The sequence below is a fragment of the Pseudomonas capeferrum genome (genome assembly GCF_000731675.1).
GTDB classification, from domain to species: Bacteria; Pseudomonadota; Gammaproteobacteria; order Pseudomonadales; family Pseudomonadaceae; genus Aquipseudomonas; species Aquipseudomonas capeferrum.
On record NZ_JMIT01000001.1, the window covers coordinates 2,313,558 to 2,334,795 of the forward strand.

The window sequence follows — 21,238 nt, forward strand, 5'->3', positions numbered from 1 at the left end:
TGGGCATACTGGCCAGCGCTTTTTCATCCCCCCTCTTTTCAGGAGTCGCCCATGTTCCAGGTCAACGAGTACTTCAACGGCACCGTCAAGTCGATCGCATTCGCGGGCGAAGAAGGCCCGGCCACCGTGGGTGTGATGGCACCGGGCGAATACGAGTTCGGCACTGCCAAGCGCGAAATCATGCATGTGGTTTCCGGCGCATTGACCGTCAAGCTGCCGGGTAGCGACAACTGGGAAACCTTCAACGCGGGCGACAAATTCAATGTTGCCGCTGACAGCAAGTTCCAGCTGAAGGTAGCGGTGGACACTGCTTACCTGTGCGAGTACCGCGACTAAGCGATAGCCTGCATCGACCTCTTCGCGGGGCGAGCCCGCGCCCACAAGTACCCCACTGTACTCAGGCTCAGTCAGGTATCTGTGGGAGCGGGCTTGCCCCGCGAAGAGGCCAGCACTATTTCAACAAGAATTCTGCCACCTGCTCGGCCGCCGCCTGCATATGCTGGACATGGCTGAACCCCGAAGCCTTCAACGGCTTCAGGTCATGATCCCCCGCCACCCGCCAGCTCACCTCGATCGCTGGTGACAGCGCATACCCCGCCACCGCCTCACGATTACCCAACGCATCGCGCTCGCCCTGCACGATCAAGGTCGGCGTCTTCAGCCCCGCCAGGTGCTCGACCCTGGGTTTCTCCGGCTTGCCCACCGCATAGAACGGATACCCCAGGCAAACCAGTGCATCCACCCCAAGCTCGTCCGCCACCAGGCTGGCCATGCGCCCGCCCATGGACTTGCCGCCAATGGCCAATGTGCCCGCGACCAAAGGTCGCACCTGCCGGTATACCTCGCGCCAGCACTCCAGCAGAACCTTCTGCGGATTGGGCGGCCGCTTGCCACCGTTCACGCGGCGTTCGGCCATGTACGGGAACTCGAAGCGAATCACCCCCACCCCAAGCGCCGCAAGCCTTTGCGCCATCTCGTTCATGAACCCGCTGTCCATCGGCGCACCGGCGCCGTGGGCCAGGATCAGGCAGCCTTTGTAGCCCTCATCCCCTTGAATTTGCGGAGGATCGCAGCGCAAGCCTGGGACATTTCCGACCTTCGCCCATTGATCCCCGTCAATACCGGCACTTTGCCCATTAATCATGCTTGCCTCGCTCTATAGCCTGCCAATAACCGTGGATGGGAACCCATACATGAACACAACCAGCAGTACCGCCTACAACTACAAGGTGGTCCGCCAATTCGCCATCATGACGGTGGTGTGGGGAATCGTCGGGATGGGGCTCGGCGTCTTCATCGCCGCCCAGCTCGCCTGGCCGTCCCTCAACTTCGACCTCCCCTGGACCAGCTTCGGCCGCCTGCGCCCCCTGCATACCAATGCGGTGATCTTCGCCTTCGGCGGCTGTGCGCTGTTCGCCACCTCGTATTATTCGGTGCAACGCACCTGCCAGACCACCCTGTTCTCACCAAAACTGGCCGCGTTCACCTTCTGGGGCTGGCAATTGGTGATCCTGCTCGCGGCCATCAGCCTGCCGCTGGGCTACACCAGCTCCAAGGAATACGCCGAGCTGGAATGGCCGATCGACATCCTGATCACCATCGTCTGGGTCTGCTACGCCATCGTGTTCTTCGGCACGCTGATGAAGCGCAACACCAAGCATATCTACGTCGGCAACTGGTTCTTCGGGGCATTCATCCTGACCGTGGCGATGCTGCACATCATCAACAACCTCGAGCTGCCGGTCAGCCTGACCAAGTCGTACTCGGTCTATGCCGGCGCCACCGATGCCATGGTCCAGTGGTGGTACGGCCACAACGCGGTGGGCTTCTTCCTGACCGCAGGCTTCCTGGGAATGATGTACTACTACGTGCCCAAGCAAGCCGAGCGCCCGGTGTATTCCTATCGCCTGTCGATCGTGCACTTCTGGGCACTGATCACCCTGTACATCTGGGCCGGCCCGCACCACCTGCACTACACCGCGCTGCCCGACTGGGCGCAGTCGCTGGGCATGGTGATGTCGCTGATCCTCCTGGCACCGAGCTGGGGCGGCATGATCAACGGCATGATGACCCTCTCCGGCGCTTGGCATAAGTTGCGCAGCGACCCGATCCTGCGCTTCCTGGTGGTGTCGCTGGCGTTCTACGGCATGTCCACCTTCGAAGGCCCGATGATGGCCATCAAGACGGTCAACGCCGTGTCGCACTACACCGACTGGACCATCGGCCACGTCCACGCCGGCGCCCTCGGCTGGGTGGCGATGATCTCGATCGGCGCGCTGTACCACACCATCCCGAAAGTGTTCGGCAAAGAGCAGATGCACAGCATCGGCCTGATCAACGCGCACTTCTGGCTGGCGACCATCGGCACCGTGCTGTACATCGCCTCGATGTGGGTCAACGGCATCGCCCAGGGCCTGATGTGGCGCGCGGTCAACAGCGACGGCACGCTCACCTACTCGTTCGTCGAAACCCTGGTGGCCAGCCACCCTGGCTTCATCGTGCGCTTCGTCGGCGGTGCGATCTTCCTCAGTGGCATGTTCCTGATGGCCTGGAACACCTGGCGCACGGTACGCGCGCCGGCCACTGACGCCGCCCCTGCGAACGCCCAGCTGGCCTGAGGAGACACGCCTGATGAAACACGAAGTCATCGAGAAAAACATCGGCCTGATGGCGCTGCTGATGGTGTTTGCCGTCAGCATCGGCGGGCTGACCCAGATCGTCCCGCTGTTCTTCCAGGACGTTACCAACAAGCCGGTCGAAGGCATGAAGCCCTACACCGCGCTGCAATTGGAAGGCCGCGATATCTATATCCGCGAAGGCTGCGTGGGCTGCCACTCGCAGATGATCCGCCCGTTCCGTGCCGAGACCGAACGCTATGGCCACTACTCGGTAGCCGGTGAAAGCGTGTGGGACCACCCGTTCCTGTGGGGCTCCAAGCGCACCGGCCCGGACCTGGCCCGCGTGGGCGGGCGCTACTCCGACGACTGGCACCGCGCGCACTTGTACAACCCGCGCAACGTGGTGCCTGAGTCGAAGATGCCGTCCTACCCGTGGCTGGTCGCCGAACAGGTCGACAACAGCCACACCGAAACCAAGATGCGCACCCTGCGCACCCTCGGCGTGCCGTACACCGACGAGGACATCGCCGGTGCCCGTGACGCAGTCAAGGGCAAGACCGAGATGGACGCGCTGGTCGCCTACCTGCAGGTGCTCGGCACCGCGATCAAGAACAAGAGGTAACTGCGATGGACATGGACATCGGCATGATCCGTGGCCTGGGTACCCTGGTGGTGATGATCGCCTTCATCGGCCTCTCACTCTGGGTATTCAACCGCCGCCGCGACCGTGATTTCGCCGAAGCGCGCCTGCTGCCCTTCGTCGACGACCACCTGCCCCCTGCCGGGCAGGCACCTGCTGCCAAGAGGAGTTCCGGGCAATGACCACGTTCTGGAGTACGTACATCAGCGTACTGACCATCGGCAGCTTGATCGGCCTCACCTGGCTGTTGCTGTCGACCCGCAAGGGCCAGGCCAACGACACCACCGACCAGACCATGGGGCACAGCTTCGATGGCATCGAGGAATACGACAACCCGCTGCCCAAGTGGTGGTTCTGGCTGTTCGTCGGCACCCTGGTGTTCTCGGTGGGCTACCTGATCCTCTATCCGGGCCTGGGCAACTGGAAAGGCATCCTGCCGGGCTATGACAACGGCTGGACCGGGGTCAATGAGTGGCAGAAGGAAATGGACAAGGCCGACGCCAGGTTCGGCCCGATCTTCGCCAAGTACGCGGCCATGCCAGTGGAAGAAGTGGCCAAGGACCCGCAAGCACTGAAAATGGGCAGCCGCCTGTTTGCCTCCAACTGCTCGGTGTGCCACGGCTCGGACGCCAAGGGCGCCTATGGCTTCCCCAACCTGACCGACCAGGACTGGCGCTGGGGTGGCGAGCCGGAGACCATCAAGGCCTCGATCATGAACGGCCGGCACGGCGTGATGCCAGCCTGGGCCGAGGTGATTGGCGAGCAGGGTGTGGCCGATGTGGCCGCGTTCGTGCTGACCAACCTCGATGGCCGCAGCCTGCCGGAAGGGGTCAAGGCTGACGCGGCCAAGGGCAAGGAGATTTTCGCCGGCAACTGCGTAGCCTGCCACGGGCCTGAGGCCAAGGGTACCCCCGCCATGGGCGCGCCTGACCTGACCCATCCGCAGGCGTTCATCTACGGGTCGAGCTTTGCCCAGTTGCAGCAGACCATCCGCTATGGTCGCCAGGGTCAGATGCCAGCGCAGGCAGAGATCCAGGGCAATGACAAGGTGCACCTGCTGGCGGCTTACGTGTATAGCCTGTCGCAGGATAGCGCTGCTGAAACCGTGACCTCCAAGTAGTACCCCCGGGGCTGCTCTGCAGCCCCACCCCTCCCCCGCCGTACGCCCTCCCTTGCACCCCCCCCTAACCGAACTAAGCTTGTTGCCTCAGTGGGCTTCGCTGCCAATCCAGCGAAGCAGACGCGGCGCACAGCCTAGCGCCGTCCGATAAAAAAGCCTGACCGATCGATCAGAAAAAGATGAAAAACGGTACACATTACAAATATTTATTTGTGTACAATCGTTCGAACCCTGACACCGCTGGACACAGGTGAACGGGCTTGGACACGGGTCGGCGTACCAAAGTTGCGTTGCGATAGCCCCGGTGGTTATCGATACTGGCGCCGATTTTTCGACCAACAAGAACATTAAAACCGTGGAACCTTAGAATGAGCACAGCAATCAGTCCGACTGCTTATAACTATAAGGTCGTCCGCCAGTTCGCCATCATGACGGTGGTCTGGGGGATCCTTGGCATGGGCCTCGGCGTCTTCATCGCCTCGCAACTGGTATGGCCGCAACTGAACCTGGACCTGCCCTGGACCAGCTTCGGCCGACTGCGCCCGCTGCACACCAACCTGGTGATCTTCGCCTTCGGCGGCTGTGCGCTGTTCGGCACCAGCTACTACGTGGTGCAGCGCACCTGCCAGACCCGGCTGATCTCCGACAGCATGGCGGCCTTCACCTTCTGGGGCTGGCAGGCGGTAATCGTCGGCGCACTGATCACCTTGCCGATGGGCTACACCACCACCAAGGAATACGCCGAGCTGGAATGGCCGCTGGCGATCCTGCTGGCCATCGTCTGGGTCACCTACGGGCTGGTGTTCTTCGGCACCATCGTCAAGCGCAAGACCAAGCACATCTACGTCGGCAACTGGTTCTACGGTGCATTCATCGTGGTCACCGCGATGCTGCACATCGTCAACCACATCTCGCTGCCGGTCAGCCTGTTCAAGTCGTACTCGGCCTATGCCGGTGCCACCGACGCGATGATCCAGTGGTGGTACGGCCACAACGCGGTAGGCTTCTTCCTGACCACGGGCTTTTTGGGGATGATGTACTACTTCGTGCCCAAGCAGGCCGAGCGGCCGATCTACTCGTATCGCCTGTCGATCGTGCACTTCTGGGCGCTGATCACCCTGTACATCTGGGCCGGCCCACACCACCTGCACTACACCGCACTGCCCGACTGGGCGCAGTCGTTGGGCATGGTGATGTCGATCATCCTCCTGGCGCCAAGCTGGGGCGGCATGATCAACGGCATGATGACCTTGTCCGGTGCCTGGCATAAATTACGTACCGACCCGATCCTGCGCTTTTTGGTCGTCTCGCTGGCGTTCTACGGCATGTCCACCTTCGAAGGCCCGATGATGGCCATCAAGACCGTGACCTCGCTGTCGCACTACCCCGACTGGACCATCGGCCACGTCCACGCCGGCGCCCTCGGCTGGGTGGCGATGATCTCGATCGGCGCGGTCTACCACATGATCCCGCGCCTGTATGGTCGCGCGCAGATGCACAGCGTCGGCTTGATCAACGCGCACTTCTGGCTGGCGACCATCGGCACCGTGCTGTACATCGCCTCGATGTGGGTCAACGGCATCACCCAGGGCCTGATGTGGCGCGCCATCAACGATGACGGCACGCTCACCTACTCCTTCGTCGAAGCCTTGCAGGCCAGCCACCCGGGCTACATCGTCCGTGCGCTGGGCGGTGCGTTCTTCGCCTCGGGCATGTTGCTGATGGCCTATAACGTGTTCCGCACCGTACGCGCGGCCAACCCGGTAGAAGCGGATGAAGCCGCCAAGATCGTCGTCGTGGGAGCGCACTGATGAAGCATGAAGCCGTCGAGAAGAACATAGGCCTGCTGGCCTTCTTCATGGTCATCGCCGTCAGCGTCGGTGGCCTGACCCAGATCGTCCCGCTTTTTTTCCAGGACGTCACCAACAAACCCGTTGAAGGCATGAAGCCGCGCACCGCGCTGGAGCTTGAAGGCCGCGACATCTACATCCGCGAAGGCTGCGTGGGCTGCCACTCGCAGATGATCCGCCCGTTCCGCGCTGAAACCGAGCGCTATGGCCACTACTCGGTGGCCGGTGAAAGCGTGTGGGACCACCCGTTCTTGTGGGGCTCCAAACGTACCGGCCCGGACCTGGCCCGCGTCGGTGGCCGCTACTCCGATGACTGGCACCGTGCGCACCTGTACAACCCGCGCAACGTGGTGCCCGAGTCGAAGATGCCGTCCTACCCGTGGCTGGTCGAGAACAAGCTCGACGGCAAGGACACCGCGAAGAAGATGGAGGTCCTGCGGACCCTCGGCACCCCGTACACCGACGCCGACATCGCCGGCGCGCGTGACGCGGTCAAGGGCAAGACCGAAATGGACGCCATCGTCGCGTACCTGCAGGGTCTTGGCACCATCATCAAAAGCAAACGGTGACGCTGATGGATATCGGGATGATTCGCGGCCTGGGCACCGTCGTGGTGATGGTGGCCTTCGTGGGCCTGGCGCTGTGGGTGTTCAACCCGCGGCGCAAGCAGGAGTTCGACGAGGCGACCCGGCTGCCCTTCGCGGATGACCCCGAAGCCACCCGGCACGTCGAGCAAGCGCAAGCAAAAGCTTCTGGGAGCAAAAAACAATGACAACCTTCTGGAGTCTGTACGTCACCGTCCTGACCCTGGGCACCATCTTCTCGCTGACCTGGCTGCTGCTGTCGACCCGCAAGGGCCAGCGCGAAGAGGTCACCGACGAGACCGTCGGGCATGCCTTCGATGGCATCGAGGAATATGACAACCCACTGCCCAAATGGTGGTTCTGGCTTTTCGTCGGCACCATCATCTTCGCCCTCGGCTACCTGGTGCTGTACCCGGGCCTGGGTAACTGGAAAGGCATCCTGCCGGGCTATTCGTACCTGGATACCGACAAGCAGACCGAGTTTGCCAACGGCCAGCCGGGCTGGACCGGCGTGCACGAGTGGGAGAAGGAAATGGCCAAGGCCGATGCCCGCTTCGGGCCGATCTTCGCCAAGTTCGCCGCCATGCCCATCGAGGACGTGGCCAAGGACCCGCAGGCACTGAAAATGGGCGCACGGCTGTTTGCCTCCAACTGCTCGGTGTGCCACGGCTCCGACGCCAAGGGCGCCTACGGCTTCCCCAACCTGACCGACAAGGACTGGCGCTGGGGCGGTGAGCCGGAAACCATCAAGACCACCATCATGAGCGGGCGCCACGGCGTGATGCCGGCCTGGTCCGAGGTGATCGGCGAGCAGGGTGTGGCTGATGTGGCGGCCTTTGTGGTCAGCAAGCTCGATGGCCGTACGCTGCCCGAAGGCGTGAAGGCCGATGCCGAGAACGGGCAGAAGATCTTCGCCGCCAACTGCGTGGCCTGCCATGGGCCTGAAGGCAAGGGCACCCCAGCCATGGGCGCGCCGAACCTGACCCACCCGCAGGCGTTCATCTACGGGTCGAGCTTTGCTCAACTGCAACAGACCATCCGTTATGGTCGCCAGGGGCAGATGCCGGCGCAGGAACAACTGCAAGGTAATGACAAGGTGCATTTGCTGGCCGCTTATGTGTACAGCCTGTCGCATCAGGAGCAGGAGCCGGCCAAGGCCGAGTAAGGCAGGCCTGGCCGCTTCGCGGGGCAAGTGGATCGCCGCACCGCCGCTCCCACAGGTACCCCACCGACTATGGGAGCAATGGGTTACATGTGGCAGCGGCGGTGCGGCGATCCGACTTGCCCCGCGAAAGGGCCGGCGAATGCAACCCCAGATGACCTGGATCAATTGACACCCGCCATAACACGATTCACGCCACGAACCCAACGCGACTAAAGGTCGCAGTACGACCCCAGGCTGCCATCACCGGCGTATCATGGGGCGCAGCGCGCTAGCAGATTGCGCGAGACTGCGGCCGGCATGCACTGGCCGCGGCATTTCTCCACTGCCGTGGGACTTGATGATGAGCAAGCAAATTCCGGTACATGACGTCACCCCGCCTGCCAGCAAAGGGAAGGATTCCGTCGACCTCTACGCCGCCCGCGAGAAAATCTACACCCGCGCCTTCACCGGCGTCTTCCGCCGCCTGCGCATGGTCGGCGGTGCGCTGCTGTTCCTGCTGTACTTCGGCACCGTGTGGCTGAACTGGGGCGGCCACCAGGCCGTCTGGTGGAACCTGCCCGAGCGCAAGTTCTACATCTTCGGCGCCACCATCTGGCCTCAAGACTTCATCCTGCTGTCGGGCATCCTGATCGTCGCCGCCTTCGGCCTGTTCTTCGTCACCGTGTATGCTGGCCGCGTATGGTGCGGCTACACCTGCCCGCAAAGCGTATGGACGTGGATCTTCATGTGGTGCGAAAAGGTCACCGAAGGGGACCGCAACCAGCGCATGAAGCTCGACAGGGCGCCCATGAGCGGCAACAAGTTCTTGCGCAAGTTCGCCAAGCACAGCCTATGGCTGCTGATCGGGTTCGTCACCGGCATGACCTTCGTCGGCTACTTCTCGCCCATCCGCGAACTGGCCATCGAGTTCTTTACCGGCCAAGCCGATGGCTGGGCCTACTTCTGGGTCGGGTTCTTCACCCTTGCCACCTATGGCAACGCCGGCTGGCTGCGCGAGCAGGTGTGCGTGTACATGTGCCCCTATGCGCGCTTCCAGAGCGTGATGTTCGACAAGGACACGCTGATCGTGTCGTACGACCCGCGCCGTGGCGAAACCCGTGGCCCGCGTAAAAAAGACATCGACTACAAGGCCCAGGGCCTCGGCGACTGCATCGACTGCACCATGTGCGTGCAGGTCTGCCCCACCGGCATCGACATCCGCGACGGCCTGCAGATCGAGTGCATCGGCTGCGCCGCGTGCATCGACGCCTGCGACACCATCATGGACAAGATGAACTACCCCAGAGGCTTGATCAGCTACACCACCGAGCACAACCTGTCCGGGCAGAAAACCCACATGCTGCGCCCCCGCCTGATCGGCTACGCGCTGGTGCTGCTGGTGATGATCGGCGCCCTGGCCACCGCCTTCGCTACCCGCTCGCTGGTCGGTTTCGACGTCAGCAAGGACCGCGTGCTGTACCGCGAGAACGCCCAGGGGCGGATCGAGAACGTCTACAGCCTCAAGGTCATGAACAAGGACCAGCGCGACCACGTCTACGTGCTGGACGCCGCCGGCCTACCTGACCTCAAGCTCGAAGGCCAGCGCGAAATCCGCGTGGCGGCCGGCGATATCGTCAGCCTGCCGGTGCAACTGTCGGTGGCGCCCGAGAAACTGCCATCGACCACCAACGAAATCATCTTCACCCTCAAGAGCGCCGATGACAGCGACGCCCAGGTTGAAGCCAAGAGCCGCTTCATCGGCCCACAGATCCGCTGAGAGAGACTATCGACAATGCCTGCCGCCACCGCTGCCAGCCCTTGGTACAAACACCTCTGGCCCTGGATCATCATCGGCATCCTCACCACCTCCGTGTGCCTGAGCCTGACCATGGTCAGCATTGCCGTGCGCAACCCCGACAACCTGGTGAATGACAACTACTACGAGGCCGGCAAGGGCATCAACCGCTCGCTGGACCGCGAGCTGCTGGCCCAGACCCTCAAGCTCAAGGCCAGCGTGCACCTGGACGACCTGACCGGCGAAGTGGACCTGCGCCTGAGCGGCGACAGCGACCCGCAGACACTGGAACTGAACCTGATATCGCCCACCCAGCCGGACAAGGACCGCAAGGTGCTGCTGAGCCGTGCCGAGGCGGGGCGTTATGTCGGCCAGCTGGACGACAAGGTCGACGGGCGGCGCTTCGTCGAGTTGCTGGGCAGCCAGGAAGGGCAGGTATGGCGGCTGTTCGAGGAAGAGAAAGTGGAGCATGGAGTGACCTTGCTACTGGGCGATGAAGCGCTGCTGGGTGCGGAACACAAATAATCGCGACACTTACCCAACCTGTGGGAGCGGGCTTGGCCCGCGAAAGGGCCAGGCCTGCTTATTGATGTTGACCCTACCGGCCCATTCGCGGGGCAAGCCCGCTCCCACAGGCCCCGTCCCCGCTACTCAATTCAATGCGTGCTTGCCTTATGACCCAACCCACCCCCTGCTACCACTGCGCCCTGCCCGTCCCCGGCGGCAACCGCTTCACCGCTGTGGTGCTCGGCGAACCCCGACAGTTCTGCTGCCCGGGCTGCCAGGCGGTGGCCGAGTCGATCGTCGCCGGGGGCCTGGAGCACTACTACCAGCACCGCAGCGACACCAGCGCCAACCCCGAGGCGCTGCCCAGGCAACTGCAGGATGAGCTGGCGCTCTACGACCGCAGCGACGTGCAGCAAACCTTCGTCCGCCATACAGGCGACCTGGCCGAAGCCACCCTGCTGGTCGAGGGCATCAGTTGCGCCGCCTGCGGCTGGCTGATCGAAAAACACCTGCGCAACCTGCCCGGGGTCGCCGAAGCTCGCTTGAACCTGTCCAACCACCGCCTGCTGCTCAGCTGGGACGACAACCAGTTGGCGCTCTCGCGCCTGCTCGCCGAGCTGCGCCAGATCGGCTACGCCGCCCACCCCTACCAACCCGACCAGGCCGCCGAACAACTGGCCCGCGAGAACCGCAGCGCTCTCAGGCGCCTGGGCGTCGCCGGCTTGCTGTGGTTCCAGGCGATGATGGCGACCATGGCCACCTGGCCTGAATTCAACATCGATCTCTCACCCGAGCTGCACACCATCCTGCGCTGGGTCGCGTTGTTCCTCACCATCCCGATCGTGTTCTACAGCTGCGCGCCCTTCTTCAAGGGCGCGGCGCGTGACCTGCGCACCCGCCACCTGACCATGGACGTCTCGGTCTCGCTGGCCATTGCCCTGGCGTTCGGCGCCGGGATCTGGACGGCGATCAGCGGCAGCGGCGAGCTGTATTTCGATACCGTGGGCATGTTTGCCCTGTTCCTGCTGACCGGCCGCTACCTCGAACGGCGCGCCCGCGAGCGCACTGCGGCGGCCACCGCACAACTGGTCAACCTGCTGCCGGCCTCGTGCCTGCGCCTGGACACCCTCGGCCGCGCCGAGCGCATCCTGCTCAGCGAAGTGCAGCGTGGCGACACGGTGCAAGTGCTGCCCGGTGCGGTAATACCCGCCGATGGGCGCATCGTCGAAGGCCGCTCCAGTGTCGACGAGTCACTGCTGACCGGCGAATACCTGCCGCAACCGCGCCGCGTCGGCGAGCGGGTCACCGGCGGCACGCTGAACGTCGAGAGCACCTTGAACATTGAGGTCGAAGCCCTCGGCCACGACTCGCGGCTGTCGGCCATCGTCCGCTTGCTGGAACGCGCGCAGACCGAAAAACCGCGCTTGGCCGAGATCGCCGACCGCGCCTCGCAGTGGTTTTTGCTGTTCACCCTGATCGCCGCCGTGGCCATCGGCCTGTGGTGGTGGCACCTGGACCCGGGCCGGGCCTTCTGGATCGTGCTGGCCATGCTGGTAGCCACCTGCCCGTGTGCACTGTCCCTGGCCACCCCGACGGCCCTCACCGCCGCCACCGGCACCCTGCATAAACTCGGCCTGCTGGTGACCCGCGGCCATGTGCTCGAAGGCCTCAACCAGATCGACACGGTCATCTTCGACAAGACCGGCACGCTCACCGAAGGCCGCTTGACCCTGCGCAGCATCCGCCCACTGGGCGGCTTGGCCGCCGACCGTTGCCTGGCCCTGGCCGCCGCCCTGGAAAACCGCTCCGAACACCCCATCGCCCGCGCGTTCGGCCGCACTGCCGCGCCTGCCGACGATGTGCAGACAATACCCGGCTTGGGCCTTGAGGGGCTGGTCGACGGCCAGCGCCTGCGCATCGGCCAGGCCACCTTCGTCTGCGCCCTGAGTGGCGCCGAGATACCCGGCGTGCCCGAGCCACGTGGGCAATGGCTGCTGCTGGGCGATCGTCAAGGGCCGCTGGCCTGGTTCGGCCTGGACGACCGCCTGCGCGACGACGCCCCCGCCCTGCTCGCCGCCTGCAAGGCGCGTGGCTGGCGGACGCTGCTGCTGTCCGGCGACAGTTCACCCATGGTCGCCGAGGTGGCTGCACAGCTGGGCATCGACCAGGCCATCGGCGGCTTGCGCCCGGACGACAAACTGGACCGGCTCAAGGCGCTGCAGGCGGCAGGGCGCAAGGTGCTGATGCTGGGCGACGGGGTCAACGACGTGCCGGTGCTGGCTGCTGCCGACATCAGCATTGCCATGGGCAGCGCCACCGACCTGGCCAAGACCAGCGCCGATGCGGTGCTGTTGTCCAACCGCCTGCAGGCACTGGTACAGGCCTTCGACCTGGCCCGCCGCACCCGCCGCAACATCCTCGAGAACCTGCTGTGGGCAACCCTGTATAATGGCCTCATGTTGCCGTTTGCCGCGCTCGGCTGGATCACCCCGGTGTGGGCGGCCATCGGCATGTCGGTCAGTTCGCTGATCGTGGTGCTCAACGCCCTGCGCCTGACCCGGCTGCCAGCTGCGCCGGCCACCAGCAGCCACCGGCAACCCGCCACCGCCTGAGCAGGAGCCGCCCGATGCCAGCCCTTTATGTCATGATCCCGGCCGCCCTGTTGCTGGTCGGTGTTGCCGTCTACATCTTCTTTTGGGCGGTGGACAGCGGCCAGTACGACGACCTCGACGGCCCTGCCCACAGCATCCTCTTCGACGACCAGGACCCGCGCCACCAGGCTGCGGTGAAAACGGACGACACCCCGGCCGAAGACGACAAGGAACCCCCTCCCCGTGCCTGATCTGCTTCCCCTGCTCGGCTCGGCGCTGATCCTTGGCCTGCTCGGCGGCGGCCATTGCCTGGGCATGTGCGGTGGCCTGATGGGCGCGCTGACCCTGGCCATCCCGCCCGAGCAACGCGGCCGGCGTTTGCGCCTGCTGCTGGCCTACAACGTCGGGCGTATCCTCAGCTATGCCTGCGCCGGCCTGTTGCTGGGCCTGGCAGGCTGGGCCGTGGCCAGCAGCCTGGCAGCCCTGGCGCTGCGGGTGCTGGCAGCGCTGCTGCTGATTGCCATGGGGCTGTACCTGGCGGGCTGGTGGAGCGGGCTGACGCGAATCGAAGCCTTGGGCAGAGGGCTGTGGCGGCATATTCAGCCAGTAGCCTCGCGCTTGCTGCCGGTGTCCAGCCTGCCCCGCGCCTTGTTGCTGGGCGCCTTGTGGGGCTGGCTGCCGTGCGGGCTGGTGTACAGCACCTTGCTGTGGGCTGCGAGCCAGGGCAATGCGGGGTACAGCGCGGCGTTGATGCTTGCGTTTGGCCTCGGCACCTGGCCGGTGCTGCTGGCGACGGGCTTGGCGGCGGAGCGCGTCAGCAGCCTGCTGCGGCGGCGCAGTGTGCGCATGGCGGGCGGGCTGCTGGTCATCCTGTTTGGCCTGTGGACGCTGCCCGGGCCGCACCAGCATTGGCTGATGGGGCACTGATAGGCCTGCTGTGCAGCCCCAGCAGCTTTTGATACAAATCAACACAGATTCCTACAGACGCCCCTAGACTCCGGACACTGCTCGCTCTATCCGGGGACCGCCCACATGCTCGACGACCTACGTTGGGATACCGACCTGATCCGCCGCTACGACCTGGCCGGACCACGCTACACCTCCTACCCGACCGCCGTGCAACTGCACAGCGAAGTGGGCTCGTTCGACCTGCTGCACGCCCTGCGCGAGAGCCGTCGTGCCGTGCGCCCACTGTCGTTGTATGTGCACGTGCCGTTCTGCGCCAACATCTGCTACTACTGCGCCTGCAACAAAGTCATCACCAAGGACCGCGGCCGCGCCGCGCCGTACCTGCAACGCCTGGAGCAGGAAATCCAGCTGATCGCCTGCCACCTGGACCCAAAGCAACGGGTTGAACAACTGCACTTCGGCGGCGGCACGCCCACCTTCCTCAGCCCGGTGGAGCTGCGCCAGCTGATGGCGACCCTGCGCCAGCACTTCAACCTGCTGGACGACGACTCCGGTGACTACGGCATTGAAATCGACCCCCGCGAAGCCGACTGGTCGACCATGGGGCTGCTTCGCGAGCTGGGTTTCAACCGTGTCAGCCTGGGCGTGCAGGACCTCGACCCGGCCGTGCAGCGTGCGGTCAACCGCCTGCAAAGCCTGGAGCAGACCCGCACCCTGATCGAGGCGGCGCGTACCCTGCAGTTCCGCTCGGTCAACCTGGACTTGATCTACGGCCTGCCCAAGCAGACGCCAGAAGGCTTCGCGCGTACCGTCGAGGAAGTCATCCGCCTGCAGCCCGATCGCCTGTCGGTGTTCAACTATGCCCATTTGCCGGAGCGCTTCATGCCCCAGCGGCGCATCGACAACAACGACCTGCCGAGCCCGACGGCGAAACTGGAGATGCTGCATGCCACCATCGACCAGCTGACCGCCGCCGGTTACCGCTACATCGGCATGGACCACTTCGCCCTGCCTGACGATGAGCTGGCCATGGCCCAGGAAGAAGGCACCCTGCAACGCAACTTCCAGGGCTACACCACCCACGGCCACTGCGACCTGATCGGCCTGGGGGTCTCCGCCATCAGCCAGATCGGCGACCTCTACTGCCAGAACAGCAGCGACCTCAACACCTACCAGGACTCCCTTTCCAACGCCCAGCTGGCAACCCAGCGTGGCCTGCTGTGCAACCACGACGACCGCCTGCGGCGGGCTGTGATCCAGCAGTTGATCTGCCATTTCGAACTGGACTTCGAACCAATCGAACAGGCGTTCACCATCGATTTTCGCGGCTACTTCAACGACCTCTGGCCAGAACTGCTGACCTTGCAGCGGGACGGCCTGATCAGCCTGGACGACAAGGGCATCCGCATCCTGCCTGCCGGCCGCCTGTTGGCGCGCTCGGTGTGCATGGTGTTCGATGCCTACCTGGCCATGCACAACCGCCAACGCTTCTCTCGGGTGATCTGAAAAGCGAGGCGTTCGACCGCATGGACAAGCGCCTTTGGCCAGCACACTATGGGCACACACAGGGCCTCGACGCGCACCCGCCGAGGCCTGGCCAGCACGCACCACAATAGCGCACGCTGGCCTACACCCTACGCCGTGAGTTACCCTTACGTCTTATGTGTGCTTTCCCACAAGGATCGATTGAAAATGTCCGAGCCAGTTAAACTGCGCCCACATGCCCAGGCCCATTGCAAGGATTGCAGCCTGGCCCCCCTGTGCCTGCCTCTTTCGCTCAACCTGGAAGACATGGATGCACTGGATGAAATCGTCAAACGTGGCCGGCCGCTGAAAAAAGGCGAGTTCCTGTTCCGCCAGGGTGACAATTTCGGCTCGGTCTATGCAGTACGTTCCGGCGCCCTCAAGACCTTCAGCCTCAGCGACAGCGGCGAAGAGCAGATCACCGGCTTCCACCTGCCCAGCGAACTGGTCGGCCTGTCCGGCATGGACACCGAGGCCTACCCGGTGTCAGCCCAGGCCCAGGAGACCACGTCGGTGTGCGAGATCCCCTTCGAGCGCCTCGACGAACTCTCGGTGCAACTGCCGCAGTTGCGCCGCCAGTTGATGCGGGTAATGAGCCGCGAGATCCGCGACGACCAGCAGATGATGCTGCTGCTGTCGAAGAAAACCGCCGACGAACGCATTGCCACCTTCCTGGTCAACCTGTCCGCGCGCTTCCGCGCCCGCGGCTATTCGGCCAACCAGTTCCGCCTGAGCATGTCGCGCAACGAAATCGGCAATTACCTGGGCCTGGCGGTGGAAACCGTGTCGCGGGTGTTCACCCGCTTCCAGCAAAACGGCCTGCTGCGCGCCGAAGGCAAGGAAGTGCATATCCTCGACCCGATCCAGCTGTGTGCACTGGCCGGCGGTGCAATGGACGCCTGAGCCTGGGTTAACGGGTATACTGGCGCAATCGTTTTTCCAGGATACCCGCACCAATGCACAGCGAAGCCTTCGACCTCAAAGCCCTGATCCGCCCGGTAGTGGACTTCCCCAAACCGGGCGTGATCTTTCGCGACATCACCCCGTTGTTCCAGTCCCCGCGCGGGCTGCGCTATGTCGCCGACCAGTTCATCGAGCGTTATGTCGAGGCTGAGTTCAGCCACATCGGCGCCATGGACGCGCGCGGCTTCCTGATCGGCTCGATCATCGCCCACCAGTTGAACAAGCCGCTGATCCTGTTCCGCAAGCAAGGCAAGCTGCCGGCCGACGTGCTTTCCGAGGGTTATCAGACCGAGTATGGCGAGGCCTTCCTCGAAGTGCATGCCGACAGCCTGTGTGAAGGCGACTCGGTGCTGATTTTCGATGACCTGATTGCCACTGGCGGCACGCTGCTGGCGGCGGCGAACCTGGTGCGTCGTACCGGGGCCCAAGTGTTTGAGGCGGCGGCGATCATTGACCTGCCAGAGCTGGAAGGTTCGCGCCGGCTGCAGGCGGCGGGTGTGCCGACGTTCTGCCTGACCGAGTTTTCGCTTAACGAAAATTGAGTTACATACCGGGGCTGCTTTGCAGCCCATTCGCGGGACAAGCCCGCTCCCACAGGTTTTGTGCAGGCCTTACAGGCACCGCAGCACCTGTGGGAGCGGGCTTGTCCCGCGAATGGGCCGCAAAGCGGCCCCAAGATCTGAAATCAGAGTGAAATCGGCCTGCGCCCTGCAAAGGCATGCGCCAGCGTCCCGCCATCCACCAACTCCAGCTCGCCCCCCAGCGGCACGCCATGGGCAATCCGCGACGCCACCAGGCCTTTCTCGTTCAGCAACTGGGCGATGTAATGCGCCGTTGCCTCCCCTTCCACCGTCGGGTTGGTCGCCAGGATCACCTCGGTAAAGGTGCCCTGGGCTTCGATCCGCGCCATCAGCTGCGGCACACCGATCGCCTCAGGCCCCAGGCCATCGAGCGGCGACAGGTGCCCCTTGAGCACGAAATAGCGGCCGCGGTAACCGGTCTGCTCCACCGCATACACATCCACCGGCCCCTCGACCACACACAATTGCGTGTCGTCACGGCGCGGGTCGGCACACTGCGGGCACAGTTCCTGCTCGGTCAGGGTGCGGCATTGGCGGCAATGGCCCACCCCTTCCATGGCCTGGGTCAGCGCCTGAGCCAGGCGCAGGCCGCCGCTGCGGTCGCGTTCGAGCAACTGCAGGGCCATGCGCTGGGCGGTTTTCTGGCCGACACCCGGCAGGGTGCGCAAAGCGTCGATCAGTTGGCGGATCAGTGGGCTGAAGCTCATGTAGACAGGCCTGCAAGTCGGGGGAACAGAATGAACAAGGGAGCAACGACCCTACGGCCGTTACTCCCCATTTGACGCAAAAGGTCGATCAGAACGGCATCTTGAAGCCCGGTGGCAACTGCATGCCAGCGGTCATGCCGCCCATTTTTTCCTGGCTGCTCTGCTCCACCTTGCGTACCGCGTCGTTCAGTGCGGCAGCGATCAGGTCTTCGAGCACTTCCTTGTCGTCTTCATCAGTCGACATCAGGCTTTGGTCGATGCTGACGCGCTTCACATCGTGACGACCGGTCATCACCACACTCACCAAGCCACCACCGGATTGGCCGGTCACTTCGGCGTTGGCCAGTTCTTCCTGCATCTTGGCCATTTTTTCCTGCATCTGCTGAGCCTGCTTCATCAGGCCGGCCATGCCACCTTTCATCATGGGGGTATACCTCGATTGGGTCGTGTGATGCGGCCTGGCACCGGGCCGGCCGCATGGTTATCCGTCACTGGCCCTGATTGGCCAGGGCCTCTACAGGCTCAATAGTATCCTGTCGCACCTTGGCACCGAACTGCTTGATCATCTGCTGGATCAACGGATCCTGCTCGATCGACACCACCGCGTCTTGCTGGCGCTCGGCACGTTTGCGCGAGGCCGCCTGGGCCGGGGTTTCCTGCTCTGGGCGAATCAGCTCGATACGCAGGTTCAGGTTACGCCCAAGGTGCTGATTGAGCGCCTCGTTCAGACGCCGCTGCTGGGTGGCGTTGAACAGCGCGCCCTGGCCAGGGTCCAGGTGCAGCAGCCAGTCGTCGCCGTCGGCGGCCATCAACGTACAGTTTGCCGCGATGTTGCCTGTCATACCGGAGACAGGCAACTGTGGGAATAATTCCAGCCATTGCAGGGCCAGGCCGGTGGCCGGCTTGGCGGCAGGCAGCGGTTCGGCAGCGGGTTTGGCCTGCTCTTCCTGAACATGCTCGGCCAGTTCATCGAGGTAACTGAAGCCGACCGGGTCGCTGTCACCGATGTAATAGTCTTCGTCCGCCGGCGGCTCGTCATCACGGTCCATGCCCGCCGCAGCATAGGCGGACGGGTCGAACGGCGGCTCGTCGTAGGCCGGCTGATCACGCTGTGGCTCGGCCACGGCAGGCTGCGGCGCAACAACGGGCTCGGGGGCGGCAGCAACCGGCTGCACAGGCGCTATAGGCGCTACAGGCTCTTCCCAAGGCAGGTCGATGACCTCGGCGGCGGGCTGCGGCGCCGGTGCTGCGGTCTCTACGGGCGCCTCAACGACAGGCGCGGGCTGAGCAACCGCAGGCACCTGCTCGACGGCCGGCGCGACCGGGGCCGGCGCAGCTTGCGCGACGACCGGCACCACGGGCTCTGCGACTGGCCGCGCAGGGGCCACCAGCGCCGCTGCCACCGGGGTTGCAGGATCAGCTGTGGCTTGGCTGATCCCCACCGGCTTTAGCACCGGCTTCGGTGCATCGTCGGTATCGGCCGGGCGGAAGGCCAGCATCCGCAGCAGGACCATCTCGAAGCCGCCACGCGGGTCGGGCGCCAAGGGCAGGTCGCGACGGCCGATCAGGCCCATCTGGTAATAGAACTGCACGTCCTCGGCCGGTAGCGCCTGGGCCAGCGCCAACACGCGGTCACGGTCGCCCTGGCCGTTATCCACCGCCTCTGGCAGCGCCTGGGCGATGGCGACACGGTGCAGCACATTGAGCATCTCGGCCAGCACACCGCTCCAGTCCGGCCCTTGCTCGGCAAGGTTGCGCACGGCCTCGAGCAGCGCCCGCGCATCGCCTTCGAGCAGTGCCTGCAACACCCCGTAGACCTGGCCGTGGTCGAGGCTGCCCAGCATGGCGCGCACATCGGCGGCGAGCACCTTGCCTTCACCGAAGGCGATGGCCTGGTCGGTCAGGCTCATGGCATCGCGCATCGAGCCATCGGCGGCGCGGCCAAGCAACCACAGGGCATCGGGCTCGAACGGCACGCTTTCGGCGGTGAGCACATGGCTGAGGTGTTCGACCACCCGCTCCGGGCTCATGTTCTTCAGCGAGAACTGCAGGCAGCGCGAGAGGATGGTCGCCGGCAATTTCTGCGGGTCGGTGGTGGCGAGGATGAACTTGACGTAGGGCGGCGGCTCTTCCAGCGTCTTGAGCAAGGCGTTGAACGAGTGGGTCGAGAGCATGTGCACTTCGTCGATCAGGTAGACCTTGAAGCGCCCACGGCTCGGGGCATATTGCACGTTATCCAGCAGCTCGCGGGTGTCTTCGACCTTGGTACGGCTGGCGGCGTCGATCTCGATCAGGTCGACGAAGCGGCCTTCGTCGATCTCCCGGCACACCGAACAGGTGCCGCAGGGCGTGGAGGTGATGCCGGTTTCGCAGTTCAGGCATTTGGCGATGATACGGGCAATGGTAGTCTTGCCCACGCCACGGGTGCCGGTAAACAGGTAGGCATGGTGCAGACGCTGGTTGTCCAAGGCATTGATCAAGGCCTTGAGCACATGGGCCTGGCCGACCATTTCGCGGAACGAGCGCGGACGCCATTTTCGTGCAAGAACCTGATAACTCATCGAAAAACCATCGTAGCCTGATCGAGCGGAAGATCGCTAATGCTAGCGGAGCGGGGCCGAAATTGCACCCTGCGCGACTGGTCTAAGCTATGAAACTGGCGCGCTATCCAGGGAGGATGTGCCTTGCGAAGACTGTTGCCCCTGCTATTGCTCTGGGCCACCCACAGCCTGGCCGAACAACCGGTGCTGCGTTTTTCCGTCGCCGAGAGCTGGAGCATGCCGCTGATGCGCGTCGAAGGCGACAAACCGGTGGAGGGTTTGCTGTTCGACCTGATGCAGGCCATTGCCCGGGAAGCGGGTGTACGCCCGGAGTATCACGTACTGGCACGCCTGCGCCTACAGGAGGCCATGGTGAGCGGCGATATCGACGTGCGCTGCTATGTCAGCCCCCAATGGTTTCATGATCGGCCGGGCAATTATGTCTGGAGCATCCCGTTGATTCATCAGCGCGACGTGCTGGTTGGCGGCGCTGGCGAAGTCAGCCCCACCCGCCCGGAACAACTGGCGCCGCAAGCCATCGGCACCGTGCTGGGTTATGCCTATTCGACTTTGCAGCCGTTGTTCGAACAGGGCCGGCTGCACCGCGAAGACAGCCGCAGCCAACTGCTGGCCCTGCAGAAGCTGCATGCGGGGCGGTACCTGCATGCGGTGAGCAATGAACTGTCGTTGCAGTGGTTCAACCACAGCTTGCCAGCGGGGCAGCAGTTGCAGGTGCTGGCGGTGCTGGAGGAGCAGGAGCTGGGGTGCATGGTGCGCAGCGACCCGGCGGTACCGACGCAAGGGGTGCTCAGGGCGCTGGTGCGCATAAAACAGACGGGGGAGATCGAGCGGATCAGCCAGCGGTATGGGGCTGCGGGGGTATGCCGGGAATGCCGCAGCGCCAAGGCCGTGATGATGTGATAGCGGCCTTGCGCCCTGCGCGACAATCGGTCAGTGCTGACGCTCAACTCGGCGGCTGTCGCTGTAGGCGAACATCAGGTAGTGGGAGACATTCATCAGCGCGAAGTGCATTGGCACGATGCCTTCGCTGATGGCGCGGGAAAGGGACTTGCCCAGGGGCAGGTCGTATGGGGTGGGTCGGGGACGATTTTTTTCATGACAGCTCCGTACTGGTTTGGCTGCATCCTTCCGTTTCCACACATTG

The 21,238-nt window shown here is 64.0% G+C and carries 22 protein-coding genes; 18 read left to right on the forward strand and 4 right to left on the reverse strand.

All coding sequences use genetic code 11. The annotated features are described in order from the left end of the window. The first annotated feature begins 51 nt into the window (after positions 1 to 51). The gene (gene ppnP / locus PC358_RS10305; RefSeq protein ID WP_033699336.1) at positions 52 to 336 is read left to right on the forward strand and encodes a pyrimidine/purine nucleoside phosphorylase; all 285 of its coding nucleotides are present in this window, start codon (positions 52 to 54) and stop codon (positions 334 to 336) included. A gap of 115 nt (positions 337 to 451) precedes the next feature. Here ppnP and PC358_RS10310 read toward each other — a convergent pair whose 3' ends face one another. Then, positions 452 to 1,144 carry an alpha/beta family hydrolase gene (locus PC358_RS10310; protein WP_033699337.1) on the reverse strand — a complete coding sequence of 231 codons (693 nt, stop codon included), beginning with the start codon at positions 1,142 to 1,144 and terminating at the stop codon, positions 452 to 454. A 49-nt stretch (positions 1,145 to 1,193) separates the two neighbouring features. Between PC358_RS10310 and ccoN (PC358_RS10315) the strand changes: the two genes are divergently transcribed. From ccoN (PC358_RS10315) to PC358_RS10390, 16 genes are all read left to right on the forward strand, one after another. Next, the gene (ccoN, locus tag PC358_RS10315) at positions 1,194 to 2,618 is read left to right on the forward strand and encodes a cytochrome-c oxidase, cbb3-type subunit I (RefSeq protein ID WP_033699338.1); all 1,425 of its coding nucleotides are present in this window, start codon (positions 1,194 to 1,196) and stop codon (positions 2,616 to 2,618) included. Positions 2,619 to 2,631: 13 nt separating this feature from the next. Continuing rightward, the gene (gene ccoO / locus PC358_RS10320; protein ID WP_033699340.1) at positions 2,632 to 3,240 is read left to right on the forward strand and encodes a cytochrome-c oxidase, cbb3-type subunit II; all 609 of its coding nucleotides are present in this window, start codon (positions 2,632 to 2,634) and stop codon (positions 3,238 to 3,240) included. Between the two features lie 5 nt (positions 3,241 to 3,245). Continuing rightward, positions 3,246 to 3,440, forward strand: a complete 195-nt coding sequence (locus tag PC358_RS10325; RefSeq protein ID WP_033699341.1) for a cbb3-type cytochrome oxidase subunit 3 — start codon at positions 3,246 to 3,248, stop codon at positions 3,438 to 3,440. After that, positions 3,437 to 4,378, forward strand: coding sequence for a cytochrome-c oxidase, cbb3-type subunit III (gene ccoP, locus PC358_RS10330; protein WP_033699343.1), 942 nt, complete (start codon positions 3,437 to 3,439; stop codon positions 4,376 to 4,378). Before PC358_RS10325 ends, ccoP (PC358_RS10330) begins: the two co-directional genes overlap by 4 nt. Before the next feature lie 368 nt (positions 4,379 to 4,746). Beyond that, positions 4,747 to 6,189, forward strand: a complete 1,443-nt coding sequence (ccoN, locus tag PC358_RS10335) for a cytochrome-c oxidase, cbb3-type subunit I (RefSeq protein ID WP_033699344.1) — start codon at positions 4,747 to 4,749, stop codon at positions 6,187 to 6,189. Beyond that, positions 6,189 to 6,797, forward strand: a complete 609-nt coding sequence (ccoO, locus tag PC358_RS10340; RefSeq protein WP_003254286.1) for a cytochrome-c oxidase, cbb3-type subunit II — start codon at positions 6,189 to 6,191, stop codon at positions 6,795 to 6,797. The genes ccoN (PC358_RS10335) and ccoO (PC358_RS10340) overlap by 1 nt, the downstream gene beginning before the upstream one ends. A 5-nt stretch (positions 6,798 to 6,802) precedes the next feature. Further along, positions 6,803 to 7,000, forward strand: coding sequence for a CcoQ/FixQ family Cbb3-type cytochrome c oxidase assembly chaperone (locus PC358_RS10345; RefSeq protein ID WP_033699345.1), 198 nt, complete (start codon positions 6,803 to 6,805; stop codon positions 6,998 to 7,000). Next, positions 6,997 to 7,977 carry a cytochrome-c oxidase, cbb3-type subunit III gene (gene ccoP / locus PC358_RS10350; protein WP_033699347.1) on the forward strand — a complete coding sequence of 327 codons (981 nt, stop codon included), beginning with the start codon at positions 6,997 to 6,999 and terminating at the stop codon, positions 7,975 to 7,977. The genes PC358_RS10345 and ccoP (PC358_RS10350) overlap by 4 nt, the downstream gene beginning before the upstream one ends. 340 nt (positions 7,978 to 8,317) lie before the next feature. Then, positions 8,318 to 9,733, forward strand: coding sequence for a cytochrome c oxidase accessory protein CcoG (ccoG, locus tag PC358_RS10355; RefSeq protein ID WP_033699348.1), 1,416 nt, complete (start codon positions 8,318 to 8,320; stop codon positions 9,731 to 9,733). Between the two features lie 15 nt (positions 9,734 to 9,748). After that, complete coding sequence (locus tag PC358_RS10360) at positions 9,749 to 10,276, forward strand: FixH family protein (protein WP_033699350.1); 528 nt, start codon at positions 9,749 to 9,751, stop codon at positions 10,274 to 10,276. Between the two features lie 149 nt (positions 10,277 to 10,425). Next, positions 10,426 to 12,870 carry a heavy metal translocating P-type ATPase gene (locus PC358_RS10365; protein WP_033699352.1) on the forward strand — a complete coding sequence of 815 codons (2,445 nt, stop codon included), beginning with the start codon at positions 10,426 to 10,428 and terminating at the stop codon, positions 12,868 to 12,870. 14 nt (positions 12,871 to 12,884) lie between these two features. Next, complete coding sequence (ccoS, locus tag PC358_RS10370) at positions 12,885 to 13,100, forward strand: cbb3-type cytochrome oxidase assembly protein CcoS (protein WP_033699353.1); 216 nt, start codon at positions 12,885 to 12,887, stop codon at positions 13,098 to 13,100. Then, complete coding sequence (locus PC358_RS10375; RefSeq protein ID WP_033699354.1) at positions 13,093 to 13,776, forward strand: sulfite exporter TauE/SafE family protein; 684 nt, start codon at positions 13,093 to 13,095, stop codon at positions 13,774 to 13,776. Before ccoS ends, PC358_RS10375 begins: the two co-directional genes overlap by 8 nt. A gap of 105 nt (positions 13,777 to 13,881) precedes the next feature. After that, positions 13,882 to 15,264: an oxygen-independent coproporphyrinogen III oxidase gene (hemN, locus tag PC358_RS10380; protein ID WP_033699355.1), complete on the forward strand. Its 1,383-nt coding sequence runs from the start codon at positions 13,882 to 13,884 to the stop codon at positions 15,262 to 15,264. A 186-nt stretch (positions 15,265 to 15,450) separates the two neighbouring features. After that, on the forward strand, positions 15,451 to 16,185 hold the full coding sequence (gene fnrA, locus PC358_RS10385) for a Crp/Fnr family transcriptional regulator FnrA (protein WP_033699356.1): 735 nt from the start codon (positions 15,451 to 15,453) through the stop codon (positions 16,183 to 16,185). A gap of 53 nt (positions 16,186 to 16,238) precedes the next feature. Beyond that, positions 16,239 to 16,787, forward strand: coding sequence for an adenine phosphoribosyltransferase (locus PC358_RS10390; protein ID WP_033699357.1), 549 nt, complete (start codon positions 16,239 to 16,241; stop codon positions 16,785 to 16,787). A 143-nt stretch (positions 16,788 to 16,930) separates the two neighbouring features. Here the strand turns inward: PC358_RS10390 and recR are convergent, their stop codons facing one another. From recR to dnaX, 3 genes are all read right to left on the reverse strand, one after another. Next, the gene (gene recR, locus PC358_RS10395) at positions 16,931 to 17,533 is read right to left on the reverse strand and encodes a recombination mediator RecR (RefSeq protein WP_033699359.1); all 603 of its coding nucleotides are present in this window, start codon (positions 17,531 to 17,533) and stop codon (positions 16,931 to 16,933) included. A gap of 88 nt (positions 17,534 to 17,621) precedes the next feature. Continuing rightward, positions 17,622 to 17,957 (reverse strand): YbaB/EbfC family nucleoid-associated protein, encoded by a 336-nt coding sequence (locus tag PC358_RS10400; protein WP_008093501.1) that lies wholly within the window; start codon positions 17,955 to 17,957, stop codon positions 17,622 to 17,624. A gap of 64 nt (positions 17,958 to 18,021) precedes the next feature. Further along, positions 18,022 to 20,094 carry a DNA polymerase III subunit gamma/tau gene (gene dnaX, locus PC358_RS10405; RefSeq protein WP_033699361.1) on the reverse strand — a complete coding sequence of 691 codons (2,073 nt, stop codon included), beginning with the start codon at positions 20,092 to 20,094 and terminating at the stop codon, positions 18,022 to 18,024. 123 nt (positions 20,095 to 20,217) lie between these two features. Here dnaX and PC358_RS10410 point away from each other — a divergent pair, with 123 nt between their 5' ends. Continuing rightward, positions 20,218 to 20,994 (forward strand): substrate-binding periplasmic protein, encoded by a 777-nt coding sequence (locus PC358_RS10410; protein ID WP_033699363.1) that lies wholly within the window; start codon positions 20,218 to 20,220, stop codon positions 20,992 to 20,994. Positions 20,995 to 21,238 lie beyond the last annotated feature (244 nt).

What these genes read in the sequence shown, in the direction of transcription:
- fnrA (WP_033699356.1), top strand. Translation starts at nt 15,451, where the DNA reads ATGTCCGAGCCAGTTAAACTGCGCCCACATGCCCAGGCCCATTGCAAG.
- PC358_RS10310 (WP_033699337.1), bottom strand. Translation starts at nt 1,144, where the DNA reads ATGATTAATGGGCAAAGTGCCGGTATTGACGGGGATCAATGGGCGAAG.
- recR (WP_033699359.1), bottom strand. Translation starts at nt 17,533, where the DNA reads ATGAGCTTCAGCCCACTGATCCGCCAACTGATCGACGCTTTGCGCACC.
- ccoO (WP_003254286.1), top strand. Translation starts at nt 6,189, where the DNA reads ATGAAGCATGAAGCCGTCGAGAAGAACATAGGCCTGCTGGCCTTCTTC.
- ccoN (WP_033699344.1), top strand. Translation starts at nt 4,747, where the DNA reads ATGAGCACAGCAATCAGTCCGACTGCTTATAACTATAAGGTCGTCCGC.
- ccoO (WP_033699340.1), top strand. Translation starts at nt 2,632, where the DNA reads ATGAAACACGAAGTCATCGAGAAAAACATCGGCCTGATGGCGCTGCTG.
- ccoP (WP_033699347.1), top strand. Translation starts at nt 6,997, where the DNA reads ATGACAACCTTCTGGAGTCTGTACGTCACCGTCCTGACCCTGGGCACC.
- ccoP (WP_033699343.1), top strand. Translation starts at nt 3,437, where the DNA reads ATGACCACGTTCTGGAGTACGTACATCAGCGTACTGACCATCGGCAGC.
- PC358_RS10400 (WP_008093501.1), bottom strand. Translation starts at nt 17,957, where the DNA reads ATGATGAAAGGTGGCATGGCCGGCCTGATGAAGCAGGCTCAGCAGATG.
- ccoG (WP_033699348.1), top strand. Translation starts at nt 8,318, where the DNA reads ATGAGCAAGCAAATTCCGGTACATGACGTCACCCCGCCTGCCAGCAAA.
- PC358_RS10325 (WP_033699341.1), top strand. Translation starts at nt 3,246, where the DNA reads ATGGACATGGACATCGGCATGATCCGTGGCCTGGGTACCCTGGTGGTG.
- hemN (WP_033699355.1), top strand. Translation starts at nt 13,882, where the DNA reads ATGCTCGACGACCTACGTTGGGATACCGACCTGATCCGCCGCTACGAC.
- ccoN (WP_033699338.1), top strand. Translation starts at nt 1,194, where the DNA reads ATGAACACAACCAGCAGTACCGCCTACAACTACAAGGTGGTCCGCCAA.
- PC358_RS10390 (WP_033699357.1), top strand. Translation starts at nt 16,239, where the DNA reads ATGCACAGCGAAGCCTTCGACCTCAAAGCCCTGATCCGCCCGGTAGTG.
- dnaX (WP_033699361.1), bottom strand. Translation starts at nt 20,094, where the DNA reads ATGAGTTATCAGGTTCTTGCACGAAAATGGCGTCCGCGCTCGTTCCGC.
- ppnP (WP_033699336.1), top strand. Translation starts at nt 52, where the DNA reads ATGTTCCAGGTCAACGAGTACTTCAACGGCACCGTCAAGTCGATCGCA.
- ccoS (WP_033699353.1), top strand. Translation starts at nt 12,885, where the DNA reads ATGCCAGCCCTTTATGTCATGATCCCGGCCGCCCTGTTGCTGGTCGGT.
- PC358_RS10365 (WP_033699352.1), top strand. Translation starts at nt 10,426, where the DNA reads ATGACCCAACCCACCCCCTGCTACCACTGCGCCCTGCCCGTCCCCGGC.
- PC358_RS10360 (WP_033699350.1), top strand. Translation starts at nt 9,749, where the DNA reads ATGCCTGCCGCCACCGCTGCCAGCCCTTGGTACAAACACCTCTGGCCC.
- PC358_RS10345 (WP_033699345.1), top strand. Translation starts at nt 6,803, where the DNA reads ATGGATATCGGGATGATTCGCGGCCTGGGCACCGTCGTGGTGATGGTG.